17 protein-coding genes are annotated in these 21,290 nt (G+C 47.2%); all 17 read left to right on the top strand.

Going from position 1 to position 21,290, the window contains the following annotated elements:
- Window positions 1-36 precede the first annotated feature (36 nt).
- Window positions 37-2,421 (top strand): ABC transporter permease, encoded by a 2,385-nt coding sequence (locus H3H32_RS35490; protein WP_182460410.1) that lies wholly within the window; start codon window positions 37-39, stop codon window positions 2,419-2,421.
- A 209-nt stretch (window positions 2,422-2,630) separates the two neighbouring features.
- Window positions 2,631-3,383, top strand: coding sequence for a GIN domain-containing protein (locus tag H3H32_RS35485; RefSeq protein ID WP_182460409.1), 753 nt, complete (start codon window positions 2,631-2,633; stop codon window positions 3,381-3,383).
- Between the two features lie 14 nt (window positions 3,384-3,397).
- Window positions 3,398-5,767, top strand: a complete 2,370-nt coding sequence (locus H3H32_RS35480; RefSeq protein ID WP_182460408.1) for an ABC transporter permease — start codon at window positions 3,398-3,400, stop codon at window positions 5,765-5,767.
- A 272-nt stretch (window positions 5,768-6,039) separates the two neighbouring features.
- The gene (locus tag H3H32_RS35475; protein ID WP_182460407.1) at window positions 6,040-6,621 is read left to right on the top strand and encodes a hypothetical protein; all 582 of its coding nucleotides are present in this window, start codon (window positions 6,040-6,042) and stop codon (window positions 6,619-6,621) included.
- A gap of 163 nt (window positions 6,622-6,784) precedes the next feature.
- Window positions 6,785-9,211, top strand: coding sequence for an ABC transporter permease (locus tag H3H32_RS35470; protein WP_182460406.1), 2,427 nt, complete (start codon window positions 6,785-6,787; stop codon window positions 9,209-9,211).
- Window positions 9,212-9,477: 266 nt separating this feature from the next.
- Window positions 9,478-10,023, top strand: a complete 546-nt coding sequence (locus tag H3H32_RS35465; protein WP_182464582.1) for an RNA polymerase sigma factor — start codon at window positions 9,478-9,480, stop codon at window positions 10,021-10,023.
- Entirely contained in the window at window positions 9,998-10,834 is an 837-nt protein-coding gene (locus tag H3H32_RS35460) for a HEAT repeat domain-containing protein (RefSeq protein ID WP_182460405.1), read from the top strand. Before H3H32_RS35465 ends, H3H32_RS35460 begins: the two co-directional genes overlap by 26 nt.
- 117 nt (window positions 10,835-10,951) lie before the next feature.
- Window positions 10,952-11,824 (top strand): DUF4097 family beta strand repeat-containing protein, encoded by an 873-nt coding sequence (locus tag H3H32_RS35455; RefSeq protein WP_182460404.1) that lies wholly within the window; start codon window positions 10,952-10,954, stop codon window positions 11,822-11,824.
- A gap of 53 nt (window positions 11,825-11,877) precedes the next feature.
- The gene (locus H3H32_RS35450) at window positions 11,878-12,738 is read left to right on the top strand and encodes a DUF4097 family beta strand repeat-containing protein (protein WP_182460403.1); all 861 of its coding nucleotides are present in this window, start codon (window positions 11,878-11,880) and stop codon (window positions 12,736-12,738) included.
- Between the two features lie 56 nt (window positions 12,739-12,794).
- Window positions 12,795-14,276 carry a serine hydrolase gene (locus H3H32_RS35445; protein ID WP_182460402.1) on the top strand — a complete coding sequence of 494 codons (1,482 nt, stop codon included), beginning with the start codon at window positions 12,795-12,797 and terminating at the stop codon, window positions 14,274-14,276.
- A 165-nt stretch (window positions 14,277-14,441) separates the two neighbouring features.
- The gene (locus H3H32_RS35440) at window positions 14,442-15,614 is read left to right on the top strand and encodes a serine hydrolase domain-containing protein (protein WP_182460401.1); all 1,173 of its coding nucleotides are present in this window, start codon (window positions 14,442-14,444) and stop codon (window positions 15,612-15,614) included.
- 110 nt (window positions 15,615-15,724) lie between these two features.
- Window positions 15,725-16,570: a helix-turn-helix domain-containing protein gene (locus H3H32_RS35435; protein ID WP_182460400.1), complete on the top strand. Its 846-nt coding sequence runs from the start codon at window positions 15,725-15,727 to the stop codon at window positions 16,568-16,570.
- Between the two features lie 114 nt (window positions 16,571-16,684).
- Window positions 16,685-17,437, top strand: a complete 753-nt coding sequence (locus H3H32_RS35430; protein WP_182460399.1) for an SDR family NAD(P)-dependent oxidoreductase — start codon at window positions 16,685-16,687, stop codon at window positions 17,435-17,437.
- Window positions 17,438-17,808: 371 nt separating this feature from the next.
- Window positions 17,809-18,537 carry a LamG domain-containing protein gene (locus H3H32_RS35425; protein ID WP_182460398.1) on the top strand — a complete coding sequence of 243 codons (729 nt, stop codon included), beginning with the start codon at window positions 17,809-17,811 and terminating at the stop codon, window positions 18,535-18,537.
- A 515-nt stretch (window positions 18,538-19,052) separates the two neighbouring features.
- Window positions 19,053-19,724 carry a YceI family protein gene (locus H3H32_RS35420; RefSeq protein ID WP_182460397.1) on the top strand — a complete coding sequence of 224 codons (672 nt, stop codon included), beginning with the start codon at window positions 19,053-19,055 and terminating at the stop codon, window positions 19,722-19,724.
- 68 nt (window positions 19,725-19,792) lie between these two features.
- The gene (locus H3H32_RS35415) at window positions 19,793-20,686 is read left to right on the top strand and encodes a dienelactone hydrolase family protein (RefSeq protein WP_182460396.1); all 894 of its coding nucleotides are present in this window, start codon (window positions 19,793-19,795) and stop codon (window positions 20,684-20,686) included.
- 229 nt (window positions 20,687-20,915) lie between these two features.
- Window positions 20,916-21,209, top strand: coding sequence for a hypothetical protein (locus H3H32_RS35410; RefSeq protein WP_157587750.1), 294 nt, complete (start codon window positions 20,916-20,918; stop codon window positions 21,207-21,209).
- Window positions 21,210-21,290: the final 81 nt, after the last annotated feature.

The raw sequence follows: 21,290 nt of genomic DNA, 5'->3' as shown, positions 1-21,290 counted from the left end.
TTTGACATCTCTTCTTAACTTCAACGTGTCACGGTCATGCTAGGTAATTACGTAAAGATTTCGGTTCGGACATTCTGGAAAAACAAACTGTTCAGTGGGCTCAATGTCGTTGGTCTGGGCATTGGCATGGCGGCTGTCTGGCTGATGGTACTCTATGTAGCCGATGAATGGAGCTACGACCGATTCCATACCAACGCCGACCGTATTGTTCGGGTGGTTCATTACGCACAATGGCCGGGTGGAAACCTCAAACTCGCTCCTACCTCAGCGCCTTTTGCCGCAGCCTTGAAAAATGATTACCCGGAAGTTGAAAAAACGGTTCGATTCAATACCGAAGGCGGTGGCCAGATTACGTTCAACGACAAAAAGATGGACGTCAACAACATCTTCTTTACCGACCCATCGGTGTTTGATGTGTTTACATTTCCGTTTCTGTACGGCGATCCGGCTTCGGCCTTGACTAAACCACAAAGCATTGTACTCACCAAAAGTATTGCTGAAAATCTGTTTGGCGATGCCAGCAAAGCCGTCGGTAAAGTTGTTGAGTTCAGCAACCATTTCCCAAATACGGTCACGGGTGTTATTGAAGATGTTCCGACCAATTCGCATTTGCAGTTCGGTGCTCTTCGCTCACTACCTGACAATTACACTAATGGTTGGCAGAACTTCGAACTCTATACCTATCTACTCCTAACTGAAGGCAGCAATTATAAAACACTGGAAGCCAAGCTCCCCGGCTTTTATCAGAAGTATCTAAAAAAAGAAATGGGTGAAATCGACTACCGAATGGAGCTTCAGCCGCTCACTTCCATTCATCTGAACTCACAGCTAGACTACGAAATAAGTGCGAATGGTAATGCTCGTACAGTCTCCATTTTTGCTGCCGTGGCTGCCCTGATTTTACTGATTGCCTGTATCAACTACGTGAATTTATACACGGCCCGCTCCCTCAAACGCACCCGCGAAGTGGGCGTTCGGAAGGCGATTGGCTCGTTTAAATGGCAGCTCATTGGGCAGTTCCTGACAGAGTCGATACTCATGACCTTGCTGGCGGGTATCGTTAGCGTGAGTCTGGTTGCTGTAGCCTTACCGTACTTTAATCAAATGGCCGATAAAACGCTATCGCTTGGTAATCCGCTCAGTACGCTGCTGGTTGTAACCGTGCTCTCGGTATGTCTGGGTACGCTAAGTGGGCTTTACCCAGCCTTGCGTCTATCAGGGTTCCGACCCGTTGCAGCTCTGCGTGGGCAGGTCGGCAATCAATCGGGAAGTATTCTGTTCAAGCAGTCGCTGGTGATTTTTCAGTTCGTGGCCACAGTGGCGCTGATCGCCTGTTCGTTCATTGTGTACCGGCAAATGCGGTTTGTGATGCACAGCGATCTGGGCTTCAATAAAGAGCAGGTGCTTACTTTTCATGTTGATAATGCAGACGTTCGCCAGCGTATCGACGCCCTCAAAGAAGCCCTGCAACGAAGCCCGTTAGTCGAAGGAGCAGCAGCAGCCAGCAACCCAATTGGCAACAATAATATAGGGGCGAACGGAATGTTCTTCGAGCAAAATGGCACGATACCGCCCGGTACGCAGGTTGTCCAGAAATTTCAGATTGACTCAGACTACCTTAAGACCCTGCAAATCAAACTCCTCAGTGGCCGAAATTTCTCGGAATCGTTTAAAAGTGACCAGATGGGTGCCGTACTCGTCAACGAAACTCTGGCCAAACAATTTGGCTGGAAAGAGCCTATTGGCAAACGTGTTCGTTATTACATAGACGATCAAAAGCATTCTGCCGAAGCCCGTGTCATTGGTGTGGTGAAGGATTTCCATACCTACTCACTCCAGCACAAAATTGAGCCGCTGGTACTGCAGATGCCCGCTCCAATGGATAAAGACAACATATACGTCCGCATTCAGGCGGGGAAAGTAGCTGAAGCACTGGCCTATATTCAGTCGGTATACCACACCTTCGATCCGAGTGCTACACTGGATTTTCATTTTCTGGATGAGAACTTCTCAAAGCAATACAAAACCGAACAGAAACAGGGCGAAATCTTACTAACCTTCACGTTGCTGGCTGTATTGATTGCGTGTCTGGGACTGTTTGGGCTGGCCGCTTTTGCCGCCGAACAACGCACTAAGGAAATTGGCGTTCGGAAAGTGCTGGGCGCATCCGTTTTCAGTATTGTCACCATGCTTTCTAAAGATTTTGTCAAACTGGTACTGATTGCCATTGTCATTGCCTCGCCCCTCGCATGGTATGCCATGAGTCAGTGGTTACAGGGATTTGCGTACAAGGCCGACCTTAGCTGGTGGTTATTCGCGTTGGCAGGTCTGCTGGCGATTGTTATTGCCCTAATTACGGTCAGTTTCCAAAGTATCAAAGCTGCCCTGATGAACCCAGTCAATAGTTTGCGAAGCGAATAAATTGAGTTTAAACACAGAGTGGTGCGCCGTTGCGACACGGAGAACACAGAGATTAAGATATTTACCAATTGTAGCTAAAACTGAATCGTTTTTTTGTCATTCCGACGTCAGGAGGAATCTCAAAGTTCCTCGTAAGTCAAGCTTGACCGGGCCGCCGAAGCGGATTCCTCCTAACGTCGGAATGACAAAAAAAACAAAACTCATTAACTATGAATAACTTAACCAAACCCGGAGCAACGACTTTTTTCTTCCTGCTAGTCGCCTTTTTCGTACGCGCGCAAACCCCGGCGAACGTTTTGCCATCGTTCGATAAGGTCATTACCAGTCCACACGTCAGTATCGTACTAGTTGCGGGCGAACAGGAAAATATTCAGCTGCAATACCAGAATATCGACCCCGAAAAGGTGAATTATTCTGTTCAGAATAAGACGTTGAGCATTTATCTCGATGACGCCCGCATTACAGTCAAAAATCGCAAATGGAAAGATGGCGATATGGAATTTACCCGACCGATTTATGACAAGAGCGTAAAAGTGACGGCTTACGTAACCTACAAAAGCCTAAAAAGTCTGCAAATCCGGGGCGAAGAAGAAGCCACTTGTCAGAGCGATTTGACTAGTGATTCGTTCAAACTGAAGGTCTACGGACAAGCCACGGTTAACCTGACAGGATTAACGGCCAATAAACTCAAAGTAAGTTTGTATGGCGAGAACAAAGTGGCAATCCATTCGGGTAAAGTAGCCAGACAACAATACCGCATTTATGGCGAGAATACGCTTGATACCGAGAAGCTGATTGGTGAGCTGGTTTCAGTTCATTCGTATGGCGACAGCCAGTTGAACGTGTACGCATCGAATCGAATTGGTGTTATGGCATTCGGCGAATCCGACATCAAGTATGCTGGCGATGGCAACCTGCGTAAACTGGTCATCGGCGAAGTAAAAATTCATCGAGCTGAATAAATGCCCTTACCCCTATGCTTCGCTCCTATTTCACCATCGCCTATCGGAATCTGATCCGAAACAGAACGTTCTCCGCTATTAATATTGTGGGGCTGGCGCTGGGTATGGCGTCCAGCCTGCTTATTTCCCTCTGGATTCAGGATGAGTTGAGCATTGGGACACAGTATGCCAATGGCAGCAATCTCTACAGGATCATGGAGAATGAAATTGCCGACGGGCGGATTGTCACGGATGAGGATATGTCAGGAATTTTGTCGGACGAACTCAAAAGGCAGTTTCCGGAGGTTGTTCACGCAGCAGGATTTTCATCAAAAGAAGGGCATATACTCAGCGTTGGGACTAAAATAGCCCGACAAACCGGGCATTTTGCAGGAGCAGACTGGTTCAAGATATACAACATTCCGTTGCTGGCTGGCACAGCGGCTACAGCCCTCAATGCGCCGAATAAGCTAGCTATTTCCCGAAAACTAGCTGAAGTTTATTTCGGTAGTCCTCAGGCAGCGCTGGGTAAATCGGTTCGATTCGACAACAAGGCCGATTTTCAGGTAACGGCGGTATTCGAGAATTTACCCGCCACCTCGCTCGATCAATACGATTATTTACAGAACTGGGAGCTTTTTCTAAAGCATAACCCCTGGCTCACAGGTTGGGAAAACAGCGGGCCTGGCGTTCGCATCGAACTCCGCCCAGATGCCGACCCAGCGAAAGTAAATGCGAAGCTTAAAGCATTCCTGAGAGGGCGAAATAAAGACATCAATGCTACGTTCGACATTCAGCTTTTTTTACAGCCAGAAACCGAAGCCTATCTCTATTCCAATTTCAAAAACGGCGTTCGCGCCGGGGGACGCATCGAATACGTACGGCTGTTTGCCATTGTGGCTGTATTTCTGCTGCTGATTGCTGGAATCAATTTTATGAATCTGGCCACGGCTCGCTCCACAAAACGAGCGCGGGAAGTGGGCGTCCGAAAAGTGATCGGGGCCGAGCGGTCATCACTGATTGGGCAGTTTATGGGCGAAGCCCTACTCCTAACAACTCTAGCGCTTGTGCTGGCTGTTACACTCGTAAGCCTACTCCTACCGGCATTCAATCTACTGACCGACAAACAGTTGACTCTTCCAACACAACACCCCTATTTCTGGGTGTTATTGGCCGGATTACTCCTGGTTACAGGCAGTTTGGCTGGTAGTTACCCCGCCCTGTTTCTGTCTTCACTCAACCCAGTTCGCGTACTGAAGGGAACCTTACGTTTTGGATCGGGCGTGCAGTTGTTCCGGCGAGGTTTGGTTGTTTTTCAGTTCGTCCTGTCCATGCTGATGATTGTGGGCACGGTGGTCATTTATCGGCAGCTTCAGTACATTCAAACAAAGAATTTAGGCTACGACCGTGAGAACTTAATTAGTATTCCTGGCCAGGGTGAGCTAGCCCATAACTACTCCATGTTTAAGCAGGAGCTACTCGGCATGGCTGGTATTCAGGCCGTTACTCATTCTCATACAAATCTGCTACAGAACGGAAATACGACCGATGGTGTGCAATGGACAGGAAAAAACCCAACCCTCGCCATTCAGTTCAACAATACGGTAGTTGGTTATGATTACGCCAAAACCCTGAAATTGAAGTTAATTCGGGGCCGCGACTTCTCTCCGGCTTTTGGTACCGATTCAAGCAATTACCTCATCAATCAGGCAGCCGCCAAACGGATTGGCTATAAAGATCCTGTTGGACAACCGCTTAAATTCGGCGATCGGCCCGGAAAGATTGTCGGGCTTATTGAAGACTTCCATTTTAACTCATTACACGTACCCATTCGCCCCCTCATCATTCGCCTGGGCGAGACTTGGGGAGCCAATAACATTTTGATACGTACCCAGCCCGGCCAGACAAAACAGGCCTTGGCCAGTATCGAGGCCATCTGTCGGAAAATCAATCCGAAACTTCCGTTTACCTATTCCTTTGTTGACGATGAATTTCAAAAAATCTACAAAAGCGAAACCGTTGTAGGTACGCTGGCCACATTGTTTGCCTGTATGGCCATTTTCATCGCTTGCCTGGGTCTGTTTGGACTGGCCGCTTTCACCGCCGAACAACGCACAAAAGAGATTGGCGTCCGTAAGGTGCTCGGTGCCTCGGTGGCCAGTATCGTGGGGTTACTTTCTGTAGACTTTGTCAAACTGGTGCTGATCGCCATCGTTATTGCCTCCCCCCTCGCCTGGTACGTCATGCAGCAATGGCTACAGGGGTTCGCCTATAAAATCGACGTATCGTGGTGGATTTTTGCCCTGGCGGGTATAGTAGCCCTGGGTATTGCCCTGATAACGATAAGCTTCCAAAGTATCAAAGCCGCCTTGATGAATCCGGTGAAGAGTTTGCGAAGTGAATAAGAACCGGGATTTTTGTGATTTAACTGACTGCACTGATTTTGCCTTACGCTTCTTCGAAGCGAATCAATAAACAAAATCATAGTCGGTCAGTAAAATCAAAAAAATCCCGGTTCAGACATCTGTCCGCACGCGTACGAAAAAGTGTCCGATAATGGACATCCGATTTCTTCATATATCGAGAAGATATTGATAAACAACAAGATACGCACTTGGCACGATGATAGAGGGAGTAATTATACCTATCTCAAATTCTACGCAATTTCTGCCGTTTTATGAAAACGCTCTTTACTCTGTTCCTGCTCTCGATTGGTTTCGGTGCAGTAGCCCAACGGTCGTCCAGCAAAAACGTTACGACCGATGGTCGGGAGCTTCGTATTCGTGTTGATATTGAACAACAAGGTCGTTCAGTACATTATAACCGCACATTCAACATCGAAGATATGGACAAAAGCGACGTAAAAGCGCTGGAAACCCATATCATCGATTCGCTGGATCGATTTGTCGATAACCAGGCCAACGATATTCGCCTTGACCGTAAACACGAAGCGCGCGTAAGCAAGAGAACTTCTGAAGTACGGGTGACCTCCTATTCTCATTCCGATGAGTCATCGTCGGATCGGATGGAAGCTAATTCCAGCTCGTCACTGTCTCCCAGCGAGGTAGCGCCAACCTCCGTGTTGGTGAAAGAAGATAAAGAAAACGGTCGGCTCTGGATGCAGTATACGTTTGAGAAAGATGGTGAAGAGCTCATTATCGAACGTACTGCTAACGTACTAGGCAAATCGGAGCGCGAAAAGCAAGCCATCATCAAAGAAACCGAACGCAGTTTCGGTATCAAAACAGGAAATCAATAGCAAACGCTAGGGCGAACATTCAGGACTGGCGCGGGCATTTTACCCGTGCCTTTTTTATATCGCCAGTATTCACTGGCGTACATGCCAATGCGTCAGCGAATGCTGACTATATAAAAAGGCACAGGTAAATGCCCACGCCAGTTACTCTTACATCTTAACTTTTATGCTTCTCAACTACCTGAAAATCGCGTTTCGTAATCTGAGCAAAAACCGCGTGTTTTCGCTCATCAACATTGCGGGTCTGGCCCTCGGTATTGCGGCTTTCGTTCTGATTCTGGAATACATCAGTTTCGAAAAAAGCTACAATCAGTTTCATCAGAATCTGGCCAATACCTACCGCATTCTGTTACAACATCCAGATGGCAAATCCGATGATTACGTGCCATCGGCCATAGCAACAGCGCTGAAAAAGCAATTTAGCGAAGTGAAGGCCGCTTGCCGGATTGCCTCTGTTCAACAGGGTGTGGTTACGGTGCCCGAAACAGGAAGCGCACAGGCAGTACGGTCTTTCCGGGAGACGAACTCACTAAGTGCCGATGGCGATTTCTTCCGTATTTTCTCCTTTCCTCTGGTGGCGGGTTCGTCCTCGCTATACCAGCCAAACACAGTCGCTATTTCCCAGACCAAGGCCAAAGCCTATTTTGGTGCCGAAAATCCAATTGGCAAAATACTGACGCTGAATAGTCAGTTTGGCAAATTACCCTATACGATTGTGGGTGTTTTTGCCGACGTTCCGGCCAATTCCGATTTGCAGTTCGACATCGTCTATTCGCTCAGCACACTCGACAATGAAGCCAATCGAAACGGGAACGACTGGGTCCGATTAGACCGCTGGGAAGGCTCTTTTTCCCAAACAATGATCCTGCTCGACCCACAAGCCGACCCGGTTGCGTTCGAAGCCAAAGCGAATCAATTGATTTCGAAGGCGCGACCTAAAACGGCAGAAATCACGCAGTTACAACCCCTCACCTACATACACCTGGGAGATGGCCTGAGCGACGCCCGCCCAACCAGCGGTAAAGTTGGTTTTGTGTATATGCTTGGCGGTATTGCCTTTCTGATTCTGGTTATTGCCTGGCTTAACTACATCAACCTGTCGACAGCCGGGGCGCTAAAACGGGCTAAAGAAGTAGGTGTGCGTAAAGTAGTTGGCGCTAATCGGGGCCAAATCATCGGGCAATTTCTTGGCGAATCGTTACTACTGAATGTACTGGGTCTGGGATTGGCTATCCTGTTAATTGCCTTATTCCAAAGTCCATTCAACGAGTTAATTGACAAAAATTTATCACTGACCTCAATCAGTCAGAGTCCATTATGGATCGTTGGAGCGGGGGCCGTTCTGTTAGGTGCTATTGCCTCGGGTAGCTATGCGGCTTTCGCCCTATCCCGTTTTCCGGTTATCAGCATTGTGAAGAATGCATTTGTTCGGTCGGGACAGGGTGTTCGGGTACGGCAGACCCTCGTTGTTTTTCAATTCTCCATCTCCATAGTGCTGATGGTGGCCACGGTTGTTCTTTATCGGCAACTAGCCTTTATGCAGTCTCAAGATTTAGGCATCAACGTCAAGCAGTTGCTGGTTATTAAAGGTGCTGATGTAGGAGCCGATTCTGCCCGAAGAGCCGGAAAAACAACATTCCGCAATGAACTGGCCAGTCTGCCTTATGTTAATGAGTATTGTAATTCGGGAAGTGTACCGGGCGGCTGGTATAATTTTAATTCTGATGGCGTTACGCGATTAAATCCGGTGCCCGGTGATGAAAAGAAAGAGTATGCATTCACGTACAGCGATGATCGTTTTCTGCCAACCTACGGCATCAAACTGGTTGCCGGACAGAATTTCACACCTGACATGTGCGCCAAAGGAACGGATGCCAATCGGGTACTGATTAATGAAAAGGCTGTCAAATCACTTGGTTTCGCATCGGCCCAGGAGGCCGTAGGGCAGAAAATAAAATTTGGTAGCGAACTGGAAGTAATCGGCGTTATTCATGACTACCATCACCAGTCACTTCAACAAGCCATTCAGCCTCTGATTATTTACCCTGGCTACCCCGGCTCGAACTACACCATCCGATTGGCCACGGACAACATGCAGGCGAAGATTGGCGACCTGGAGAAACTTTATAAGCAACTCTTTCCCGGAAATCCGTTCGAGTATTATTTCGTCGACGAGCACTACAATAAACAGTATCAGACCGAACAGCAATACAGTTCTATTTTCAGTTTGGCTTCGGGTCTGGCTATTCTGATCGCCTGTCTGGGTTTGTTTGGTCTGGCCGCGTACGCAACAGAGCAACGCACCAAAGAGATCGGCGTTCGTAAAGTATTGGGCGCATCGGTCGGCAGTATCATTACGCTACTGTCCGGCGATTTTCTGAAACTAGTTGCGGTCGCTATCCTCATCGCATCGCCCATAGCCGGGTACGCTATGAACAATTGGCTCCAGGCATTCGCTTACAAAATCGACATCGAATGGTGGATGTTTGCCCTCGCCGGTTTGCTGGCTGTCGGCATTGCCTTATTGACGGTGAGCCTGCAGAGCATAAAAGCCGCGTTGATGAATCCGGTGAAATCATTACGAAGCGAGTAGAGACCGGTCCGCCGGTGCGGCAATCCTTTGCGTCTCTTTAGGCGTCAGCAATTTTAGGGCTAACAAATCCATCCGTATAAGGAGACGCAAAGGATTGCGTCTCTACATAATCTCATGGGCTGATAAAGAACAAACAGCCCTCTACTTGCGCCATCAGAAAAAAAATTACTTTTTTCTGTAACCTTCCCAACTTCCCACAGTTTCCAGTCCAAATAACACTAAACCCGACGTCAATTCGGTTGAATTCTCTAACAGACAACGCGCTGATGCTGCAGGTAAAGGCAGGCAATATGGACACGATGGGGCTGCTCTTCGAGCGGTACAATCGTCCCTTACTCGGCTTCCTTTTCCACATGACCAATCAGCGCGAAGCCAGCGAGGATATGGTACAAACGGTGTTCTACCGAATGCTCAAGTACCGACACACGTTCACCGGCGATGGCGAGTTTAGAAGTTGGATGTATCATCTGGCCCGAAACGTACTGGCCGATTATAGTAAACAGAACAAGCGTTCGAACCATAGCTACGATCTGGCTGATGTAGCCGAAAAGATTGGCGGTGGACCAACCGCCGATGAGTCGGTGCAGAAAGAGCAGGAACTGGATATGCTGCATCGGGCGATGGCGAAGTTAAGTGCCGAGAATCGGGAAGTATTGGTACTGAGCCGGTTTCAGGAATTGAAGTACGAGGAAATTGCACGGGTACTGAATACGACAGAGGGAGCGATAAAAGTACGGGTACACCGGGCAATGAACGAGTTAAAGAAAATTTATCTGACGATTGAGAATGGAAAAACTGCCTATAAACTGTGAACAGACGACAAACCAGCTAACCGACTGGCTCAGCAACCAATTGCCGGACGCTGAGCGGGTAAGCCTGGAAGCACATCTGGCGCAGTGCCCAGCCTGCCAGGCCGAGGCCGATTCGACCCGGCAGCTTTGGCAACTTATGGGGAATTTGCCTACACCAGAACCGAGTCCAATGGCACGGGTTCGGTTTCAGGCCATGCTGGATACGTATAAGGAAACCGTTACAACAGAACAGGAAAACCCATTTAACCAGTTACTAACGAAACTGCGACAGCTTTGGGCTCCTCAATACACGTTGCGTTTGGCTTATAGTTTGGTTCTGTTAAGTGTTGGGCTGGCAGGTGGTTACTGGTTAAATCACGCCAACTCGCCAACCGTAGCGTATAAGCAACAGATTGATACGCTATCGACGCAGGTGCAGGAAATGCGCCAGATGATGATGCTCTCGTTGCTGGAAAATCCGTCGGCTTCTGAGCGACTTCGGGCGGTGAGCTATACGGAAGACATCAATCAGGTGGATGGAAAAGTTGTGGAGGCCTTATTGACAACCCTCAACAACGACGATAATGTGAATGTGCGCTTGGTGACGCTGGAAGCCCTCGCCAAACTGGCCAATAATGCCAGAGTGCGGGAAGGTCTGGTACAATCGATCACCCAACAGGAATCACCCTTAGTTCAGTCAGCGCTGGCCGATGTGATGGTGAAATTACAGGAGAAACGATCCGTGAAGCCCCTCCGACAACTGCTTCGGGACGACAACCTAAATCACTTAGTAAAAGGTAAAATTGAACAAAGTATCCGGGATTTATCCTAAAGCAAAGAGCGAAAGAGATAAAGAGTGAAAGAGTGTTGCCTTGTACATTTCAAGTTCCCTTTCACCTGTTCGCTCTTTCACTCTTTATCTCTTTCACTCTTTTCACTTTATATCTACATGAAACTATTTATGATCCCCGTACTGGCGGGGTTGGTGCTCTCTTGTGCCCAATCGCCAGCAACTGCTCAGGAATTTAAAGAGCACGTTAGCAAAGAATTCACAGTCTCGAAGGCACCAACAGCGGCACTGGCCATCTACAACATCAATGGCTTTATTAAAGTTGAAGGTTATTCGGGCGACAAAGTTGTGATTGAGGTCGATAAATCTATCACGGCGAAAACCGACGCAGAACTGGAGATCGGCAAAAAAGAATTTCAGCTTCAGTTTGGTCAACAGGGCGACAGCATTGTTGCTTACATCGCAGAACCGTTCGATTCACGCCCTCGACGTAGCCGAAACCGGAACAATTGGAACAACAACGACCGAGATATTGAGTATGATTTCAACCTCAACTTTACCGTAAAAGTCCCGAATCACCTGAATCTGGTTGTGTCGACCGTTAACCACGGGAATGTGACGGTCAAAGATGTAAGTGGAACGCTCAAAGCGCGTAACGTAAATGGGGCCATCACCCTCACGAACGTAAAAGGCACAACAGACGCCCACACGATCAACGGAAACCTCGATGTCGACTATGTGGCGAATCCACCCGAAAACTCGTCTTATTATACCCTCAACGGAAATATCAATGTGAGTTATCCAGCCAACTTATCGGCAGACTTACAATACAAGACTTTCCAGGGCAAGTTCTACACCGATTTCCCCAACACCGAAGTTTTGCCCGTGCAAGCGATTAAAACAACCCAGCAAAGCGACGGCGGAACGGTCTACAAACTCAACAAAAACATTGCCATTCGTATTGGCAGTGGCGGCAAGACCTTCAAGTTTGAAACATTTAACGGCAACATTTACATTAAAAAACAATCCTGATGAAAACGATGACACGATTAAATAAATGGACAATGAATAATGAACAATGTAAAATGCGTGACACTTTCAGCCCATTATCCATTATCCATTATTCATTATTTATTCTCCTTCTAAGCCTGGCTCGTCCCGTAGCCGCTCAGAGTGAGGTAAAAGAGCAGTTAGTTGTCCCCTTAAGCGACCCATCTAAACCCGGCAATTTGCGTGTAGGACTCATTAACGGTTCCATTCACGTAATCGGCTACAGTGGCAAAGATGTTGTGATCGACATTGTGGCTAGCCCGAAACGAGGCCGACGAGACGACGATGATAATGACCGCTCCGACCGGACAGCCAACGGCATGAAACGGATTGCGACAGGCTTACCCCTCGATGTGAGCGCTGAAGAGAAGAACAACACGATCAAGGTAAACGCCAACACGACACGGCAAACCATTGATCTGACGATCAAAGTACCACAGCGCTTCTCGATGAAAGTGAGCACCATCAACAATGGTACGATTGAGATTGAAAATGTGAGTGGCAATCTGGAAGTCAATAACGTAAATGGCTATATCCACATGACCAACGTCTCGGGTTCAGCGGTAGCCAACACGGTAAACGGCAACGTAATTGCCACCTTCAAGGCCATCGATTCAGACACCCCGATGGCGTTTTCTACCCTGAACGGCAATGTCGATGTTACCTTCCCAGGCAATGTAAAAGCCAACAGCAAACTCAAATCTGACCGGGGCGATATTTACAGCGATTTCGATATCGACGTTGATAAAAGCCAGCCCAAAGTGAACCGTACCAATCAGTCGGGTATGTACCAGGTAAAAATTGAGGATTGGGTATACGGCAAAATCAACGGCGGTGGCCCCGAAGTCATGATGAAAAACATGAACGGGAGTATTTATATCCGCAAAGCGAAGTAAGCATCCTCTAAACCTATAAGGTCTCAAAGACCTTATAGGTTTTCAATCAGACTATCATGCGTATCCTGCAATTCAGTTTCCTCCTCTGTTTTTTTTCGCTACTCACCGAGCTGACATTTGGCCAGACTCAGCAATCCAAAGCCACTCCAGAAACGGCCATTCAGCAATTGGGAACGGCGTTTGTTCAGGAGAAAACACACGTAGGCTTATCGATCGGAATTATTCGAAACGGGAAGACGTCGTTCTACAATTTCGGGACTACGGAGAAAGGGAAAAATCTAGTCCCGACGCAACATACGATTTACGAGATTGGCTCAATCACCAAAACATTCGGAAGTCTGTTGCTGGCGAAAGCTGTACTCGAAAAGCGTGTGAAACTTGATGATGACATTCGCCAATACCTCGACGGAGACTATCCGAATCTGGCCTACGAAGGCAAACCGATTCGATTAGTCAATCTGACCAACTGGACATCCGAACTGCCCGATAACTTCCCCGATCAGCCAGATCGTTTCAAACAGGTTGACCCGGATTCGGTTCCGTTTCGGATTGTGAACGAGTTAAGCCACTATACAAAGCAGGATTTCTTTAACGATCTGCACGCAGTAAAGCTCAAGGCAGCTCCCGGCCAGAATCCACGTCATTGCAATGTGGCGGCTCAACTGGTGGGGTATATTCTGGAAAAAATCTACCAGATGCCCTACGAGGAGCTAATCCGAAAACAAGTGGAAGAGCCTCTCCAGATGCATACTACGTTTGGACCGACTCCTTCCGACCTGTTTGCTAAAGGCTACGATGGAAAAGGAAGCCCAATGCCTGCCTTCACCATGAAAGCGATGCAAGCCGCTGGTGGCCTTCGCTACAGCGCCACTGATCTGCTGAAATACGCAGCCTATCAACTGGACGAACGTAACAAAACGGTGCAGCTAACCCACCGAGTAACCTGGGGTGATCCTGGCAGTCAGGCTTTTGGGCTAAACTGGTTTCTTCATAAAACCATCGATAGCAAGCGGCAAGTTGAGCACTCAGGCGGTACGTTCGGATTTGCGAGTTATTGCGACCTCTATCCTGATCAAAAAGTAGGGCTCGTGCTGCTCGCCAATGACGCCGATCAGTCAACTCAGTACCAACTCGGCGAATTGTCTAAGAAAATTATGGAAGCCTTTTATGGCAAACCAGTTGCCCTGACGATGCTAAATGCTGAGCTAAAAAAGCGAGGCTATGCACAGATTATCAGCGTGGTCAAGGATGTCCAGAAAAAACATCCAGAGCTTTATCTCAACGAAAATTATGTCAATAACTGGGGGTATTCGCTGGCGGGTCAGAACAAACTACCGGAAGCTCTTGAGATTTTCAAACTGAACGTCAGCCTCTATCCCAAAGGCTGGAATACCTACGACAGTCTGGCCGAAACCTACGACCGAATCGGCAACCGCAAGCTGGCCATCGAGAATTATAAGCACTCCCTGGCTTTGAATCCGCAGAACACGAATGCCATCGACTATCTCAAAAAAGTTGGTGAGCCTACCGGGAAGTAACAAAGGCACAAACAGTCTCCGGCCACCTCGGCGATCCGACGTTTGTTTGACCATCAAGCGATAAAAATTCAAACAACCTGAGATTGTTTGTGCCCTCCACGCAACCCACCTGCGAGAAACTGCATCTTTACTGCAAACAGCAAGCCTCTAAAACCAGACGCCCCCATGAATGCCTGGCTCATCTCTGCTCTTCTACTCTTTCCATCGGAGCTTATTTACCCGAAGCGTTACACCGCACTGGTCACGCTTCCGATAAAGGCGTCGACAGATAACCCGCTGAAAAATTCGGTCGATACTATTGTTGAGCAAGCTGCTCAGCAATTCATGACAGCGCCCGAAGCCGTTGGTCTCTCCGTGGGTATTTTGAAGGATGGCAAAACGTATGTGTACAATTATGGTACGGTTGATAAAGGCAAACAGCAGCTTCCAACCGCCCAAACGATTTACCCAATTGCCTCCATTAGCAAGACGTTTACGGGTGCCTTATTAGCCCAGGCCGTTGTGGAAAAACGGGTAAAACTGGGGGATGATATCCGTAAATATCTGACAGGAAGTTATCCTAATCTGGAATATAACGGCCAGCCCATCCGGCTCTTTCATTTGCTGAATCACCGATCGGGTTTGCCGTTTCTGCTGCCCGATGTTCCCGATGCGTTTGCCAATACCGCCATACCCTCCTCCGCTATTGCCACCGAACTTCTCCAGCATTATACCCGAGCCGACTTCTACGACGATCTGCATAAGGTGAAGCTAGATGCTATGCCGGGCAATATGTTTAAATATTCGAATGCAGGGGCTCAGTTGCTGGGCTATATTTTAGAGCGCGTTTATAACCAATCGTTCGAAGAACTTGTGCGTCTGAAACTAACTCAGCCACTGGGCATGAGCGATACCAAAATTGAGCTGACGCCAGCCGAAGAAGCTGATTTTGCGAAAGGATACAATTGTGATGGGCTTCAGATGCCACCCGTTCCGGATCAACTCCAGGGTGCCGGTTCACTGAAATCGACCGTAGCCGATATGCTGAACTACATCCAATGGAATGTGGCCGAAGAGACAGAAGCGGCTAAGTTAACCCACCGACCAACCTGGGGAGATGTCGACCGATATTCGTCTGGGTTGAACTGGCAAATGCTGAAAGCGTCCGGTTATCGGGCTATCTGGCAGGACGGCAACATTCCCGGTTATAGCAGCCTATGCGTCAATTATCCTGAACTGAAGATGGGCGTTGTAATTCTCTCGAACGAGTGTGATCGCAAGACCGCTTCCCGCATTACGACCCTGGTTAATCAGATTACCAAAGCGATGGACGAGCGGGCGGTTATGTTGCCTAATTGATTGGCTTCGGTTTAGCCCGTCAATAGTCCTATGAGCTAAAACTAACTAATGTTTTTTTGTCATCCCGACAAAGGAGGGATGACAAAAAAAAGCCATAATCTGTTAACTTGGTGGCATCAATTTCCCGCTCCAAGTTGAAAGTTTCCGCTGATATACCGGTTCATCATCTGCCCCAAACGGACTTTTATGCGTCCTATACCGATGGCATTAAGCTGGGCGAATTTGGCATCAGTCACCGGATCGATTTTTTTGCCATAATCTGGTTTCTGGAAGATGCAGGACTACATTATATCGACTTTGAGCCATACCCGATCAAAAAAGATATGGTGTATTTGATTGCCCGAAATCAGGTCCACTCACTTCCGGGAGACGCACCGAACGCCCGTTCGATTATCTTTTCGAAACGGTTTTTTGATAGCATTGAAGACGATGATCTTCGTTTTTTATTTGCCCCGTTTACGAACGCAGGGATTAGCCTAACCAACGAACAGATTGAACCACTGGCGTATCTGTTTGAGCTAATGCAACTGGAGAGCAAACTGCAACAGGGAAACCGACTGCTTCACCTATACACAAACGCTTTTCTGGCCCACATTCAACGGCTGAGTCATACGTCCGAAACAACGGCGGCCTATCAGGACGAGCGCGTTCGTAAATTATTTGAACTCATCGGTAGCCATTATAAAACGCAGAAGTTCGTCAGCTTCTATGCCGACCAGATTGGCCTGACCGCCAAGCGACTCAACCAAATAGTGAAAGAAAAGCTGGACCTCTCCGTTAGCCAGCTTATTTACAATTACACCCTTATTGAGGCCAAACGCGAGATTAGCCATAGTGTTAAATCACTCAAAGAAATCGCTATAGAGCTTGGATTCCGGGAACAATCCTATTTCAGCCGCTTTTTCAAAAAACAGACCGGCTACTCTCCCGAGCGTTTTCGGCAGGAAAACCCTTGAGCAACTTCTTCCTTCATTTCCAGATAGTGCTACTACTGGTGCCAATAGTAACACTACTTCCAGAAGCCATTTTATCGTTTTAGGCGTTCTACTACCAACTAAACAGTAGTAATCATGTCTCTCTTAAATGGTAAAGTTGCCCTGGTAACTGGAGCTGGTTCCGGCATAGGCAAACAAGTAGCGTTAAAATATGCGGCCGAAGGTGCCAACGTTGTTGTTAGTGATATTGTCGAAAAAGGTGGCAACGAAACAGTTGCAGAAATCATTTCGGCGGGCGGTGAAGCCTTTTTTGTGAAGGCGGATACCAGCAGCCCAGCGGAAAACGAATCGTTGGTACAACAAACCCTTGATAAATATGGCGCCTTACATATTGCCTGCAACAACGCTGGCGTTGGCGGGCCAACCGTTCCAACAGGCGAATACCCACTGGATGGTTGGGACAGAGTTATTCAGATAAACCTTTCGGGTGTGTTTTACGGTATGCGGCACCAACTACCGGCCATTCTCCAATCGGGCGGTGGTACTATCGTTAATATGGCCTCTATATTGGGCAAAGTTGGTTTTGCCAATTCATCAGCGTATGTGGCCGCCAAACACGGTGTTATTGGGTTAACCGAAGCGGCAGCCGTTGAATACGCTGCCAAAGGCGTTCGTATCAATGCCGTTGGTCCAGGCTTTATAAAAACCCCACTGGTCGAAAGCTCAATGGATCAGGCTTCAAGAGATGCGCTGATCGCTTTACACCCAATCGGCCGTTTAGGAGAGTCCGCCGAAGTTGCCGAACTGGTTCTATGGCTAAGTTCCGACAAGGCTTCATTTGTTACAGGTTCTTATTACAACATCGACGGCGGTTATTTGGCCCGCTAACAACGCAACCCAGTAAGCACTTGCTACGCAGTTAACGGCAAGGGTGCATCAACGAAATAGGCTTGATCGGAAAATCAAGCCTATTTCGTGTGTTAGAGATTGTATTTAGCAGATGGCAAATTAGTCAAGCTAGAAAATCTATTAGTTGTCTCCAGTTCATGTATATAGCTGATTTTGAATAAAATCCCTTAATTAATAGAATCTAAAATGAGTTGATCTAGTCAGGCACGAACTCATTTATTTCAGTTCTTACTCCCAAGGATCATTAGAAATAGGGTTAGCTATGTATTTTCGCTTTTAAAAATCACGCAGTTCTTAAGAGTGTATATTAAAGCTTAACCAGCGCATTAACTGTTTTTTCAATTCTATCCATGCAGACATTTTTACGCCTACTTTACCTGTCAGGAATACTAATTTTTATATCCCTCAATGCGATTGCTCAAGCACCTGGTATTGGTTTGGTTGCCTACTATCCTTTTAATGGCAACGCCATTGATGAAAGTGGAAATGGTCATTGGGGCTACGTCTCTGGACCAAGCCTGACTACGGACCGGTTTGGAAATGCCGCAAGGGCTTTTAGCTTTGATGGCATCAACGATCTAATCGAAATCCAAGATCAATCTGACTTAAATACCCTTGATTTCACCTACTCAATGTGGATCAATATCAGTGAGTATGGCACTAGTTCACTAGATGGTCCTCGAATCGCCAGCATTTCAATGGCCAAATACGGTAATACACAGGGGTTTATAATCTACAATAACCCACAAGGGCAATACGTGATTCGCACGCACCCACCCAATATACCTGCAACGTCCAACGATTACTTTACTGCTCTGCCCATACCAGTAAACGCCTGGAAGCACGTGGTTTTCACTAAAGTTGGCCAGAAAATGTGCGTTTATGTAGATGGGAGCTTATCCAGTACAGGGAGTTATCTGGGCAACTATACGACCTCACCAGGCAATCTGCTGATAGGGTGTGGTCCCTGGAGACTGGATGAGTTTTTTAAAGGCAAACTCGATGATATCCGAATTTACAATCGGGGATTATCTGAAACCGAAGTCGCTCAACTCTACGATAGTGAAAAACTGCCCTAATGAGGCTTATGAGCCCCGATTTTATCAACTTATAAACAGACCAATAGCTGACTGGGCTGAACAATTAAGTTGAAATCAGGAAAAATCAAGGGGAATTTCACTAGTCCACAAAACGATTCTGTTCAAAGTTCCTTGAGAAGTGAAGCTGCATCTTCACCAATGTACGGCCGCCCCGAACGGATTGATTTATTATAGACAGACTGCTTTGTAAGCTGTACCATCAGTTTGTATCAACCCCTGCCAGTAAGCCCTCTAATCTTGCTTATAAGCCTATGAGTTGTGGAACCAGTAGATTGTGATTGTAAGGCGTTAAAAGGTTCAGAACCGTTCGAACATCTATCATTCAACAGGAGAAATGGGCGATCTGGACGTAAAAATCAGGCATTCAGGTATATTTTTTTTCGTATTGAACGTGATCAATAGAAATTAACCATCTTTGGCAACTAACGAATCTAAAACTGATAATCAATCAGTTGCACAAACCAAAATCCCTTACTTTAATCGTTTATACATCCATGCAAAATAGCCTATTGATCAGTGCTACGCTTATTCCCCTATTTCTGACCGGCAGTCTGTTACTCGACAATCATACTACCGAAGTTCCTCCAAAATCTGCCATTCAGCACACTCTGGCCAAAGCCACTACCTACACGGTTGATCCCGCCCAAAGCACAATCAGTTGGAACTCAAAAAAAGTTACCGGAGAGCATAATGGTCTGGTAAAAATAGCCAAGGGTCAATTCCTTGTGGACGGCACTAAACTTACTGGTGGCACCTTCGTGGCCGATATGACTACCATGCGCGACATTGATAAGGGGGAAGCCAATCCGTTTAATGAAAGACTGGTCAATCACCTGCGGTCGGATGATTTTTTTGCTGTGGAAAAATTCCCTACCTCGACCTTTAAAATTACCAGTGTGAAACCGATTGACGGGGCCAAAGCTGGCGAACCCAATTATACCATTAATGGCGAACTAACCATTAAAAATACGACCAAGCCACAGACGTTTCCGGCAACCGTAACCCTCACCGGAAATGTAGCGCAGGCAACGGCTAAACTGACGGTCAATCGGATTGACTACGATATTAAGTACCGGGCTGCCATCATTGGCACAGCAGCTGACAAAATCATTGATGATACTTTTTTGCTGGATTTAAAGTTAGTAGCCACTAAATCGCCCTTGTGATAAAGTGGCCCGGACCATATCTATGAAGATACCGGGAAAACAAATTTCTTAACGTCAACTACATACGTATGGCAACCAACAATATCCATAAAGAAGACATCAAACAAGAGGTATTTGACCTCTATGATGATTATGCCCACAACCGCATTGATCGGCGCGACTTTGTACAAAAACTGTCAATCTATGCGGTGGGTGGTATTACTGTAGCCTCGCTGATGAGTTTCCTGATGCCTGATTACCAGGGAGCGATCCAAATAAAAGCCGACGATCCTCGTCTGGAATCCGACTATATCAATTATTCGTCGCCCAAAGGTGGCGGTACGATCAAAGCTTTATTATCGAAGCCGAAGGGTACGACCAAGAAACTCGGCGGCATCATCGTCGTTCATGAAAATCGGGGCTTAAATCCGCACATTGCCGATGTGGCCCGGAGAGCTGCTCTGGCAGGATTCGTTTCCATTGCCCCCGACGCATTAACCCCGCTAGGTGGTTATCCGGGTACTGATGATGAAGGGCGCGCCCTCCAGAGCAAACGGGACAGAAATGAAATGTTAGAGGATTTTATTGCTGCCTTCGACTATCTGAAAAAGGATAAAGATTGCAATGGAAAAATTGGCGTTGTTGGTTTTTGCTTCGGTGGGTGGATTGCCAATATGATGGCTGTACGCATTCCGGATTTAGCAGCCGCTGTGCCATTTTATGGCGGTCAGCCAGCAGCCGAGGATGTTCCTAAAATAAAATCTCCCCTACTGTTACAGTATGGTGAACTGGATAAAGGCGTCAACGCAGGTTGGCCAGCCTACGAAGAGGCTCTAAAAAAGAACAATAAAGAATACACGGCTTACATTTACCCGAATGCCAATCACGGCTTTCATAACGATACAACGCCCCGTTATGATAAAGCCGCGGCCGAATTGGCCTGGCAGCGTACAATTGATTTTTTCAAGGCGAAGCTGACGTAACGGCTGGAAGCCATTGGGGCACCTCTCTACTCAAAACGTCCATTTTTCTATACGAATTTTCCTGTCCGCTACTGAACGCATAATGTCCGAAATCGGACATTGTGCGTTCTTTTTATTTACATAACAAATTACTTATCAGACACTTACTCTTACTGGTATAACATTTGGGCGATTATGGGAGTATGAGTTAAAATCAATACTGTCAATCACTTATTCTTGTCCTAAAACTATGTCATACATCGCCATTCCCATCTCTTCGCTGCCTGGCAAACAGGACATCGAAATCGACGTGACCATCAACGGTCAGAAGCAGGCGCTGCACTACCGGGTCGAACTATTTTACTGGGGTGATTGCCGGGTTCCAACCTTCGACCGGGTGGAATGCATTCGCCAATTACTGGCCGACTATGACCAGGACTGGACGCTTTATTATATTGGCTCCCCAACCGATGAGTTTGTGCCCATCACATTCGTAAAGCGAGAAGATTTAGTCAAACAACGAACGCTGCTAAGGGCCCGATAAATGCTAAAAATTTACTAACCAACGGGAATACTCCCACTTACTTTTGCGCTTACCGATATCACCAGAGTCGCGAGCTATTTT

Origin of the sequence: Spirosoma foliorum, from assembly GCF_014117325.1 — a bacterium.
Classification (GTDB): domain Bacteria; phylum Bacteroidota; class Bacteroidia; order Cytophagales; family Spirosomataceae; genus Spirosoma; species Spirosoma foliorum.
The sequence above is the reverse complement of the archived record's forward strand: the minus strand, read 5'-3'. Positions and strand labels throughout refer to the sequence as shown.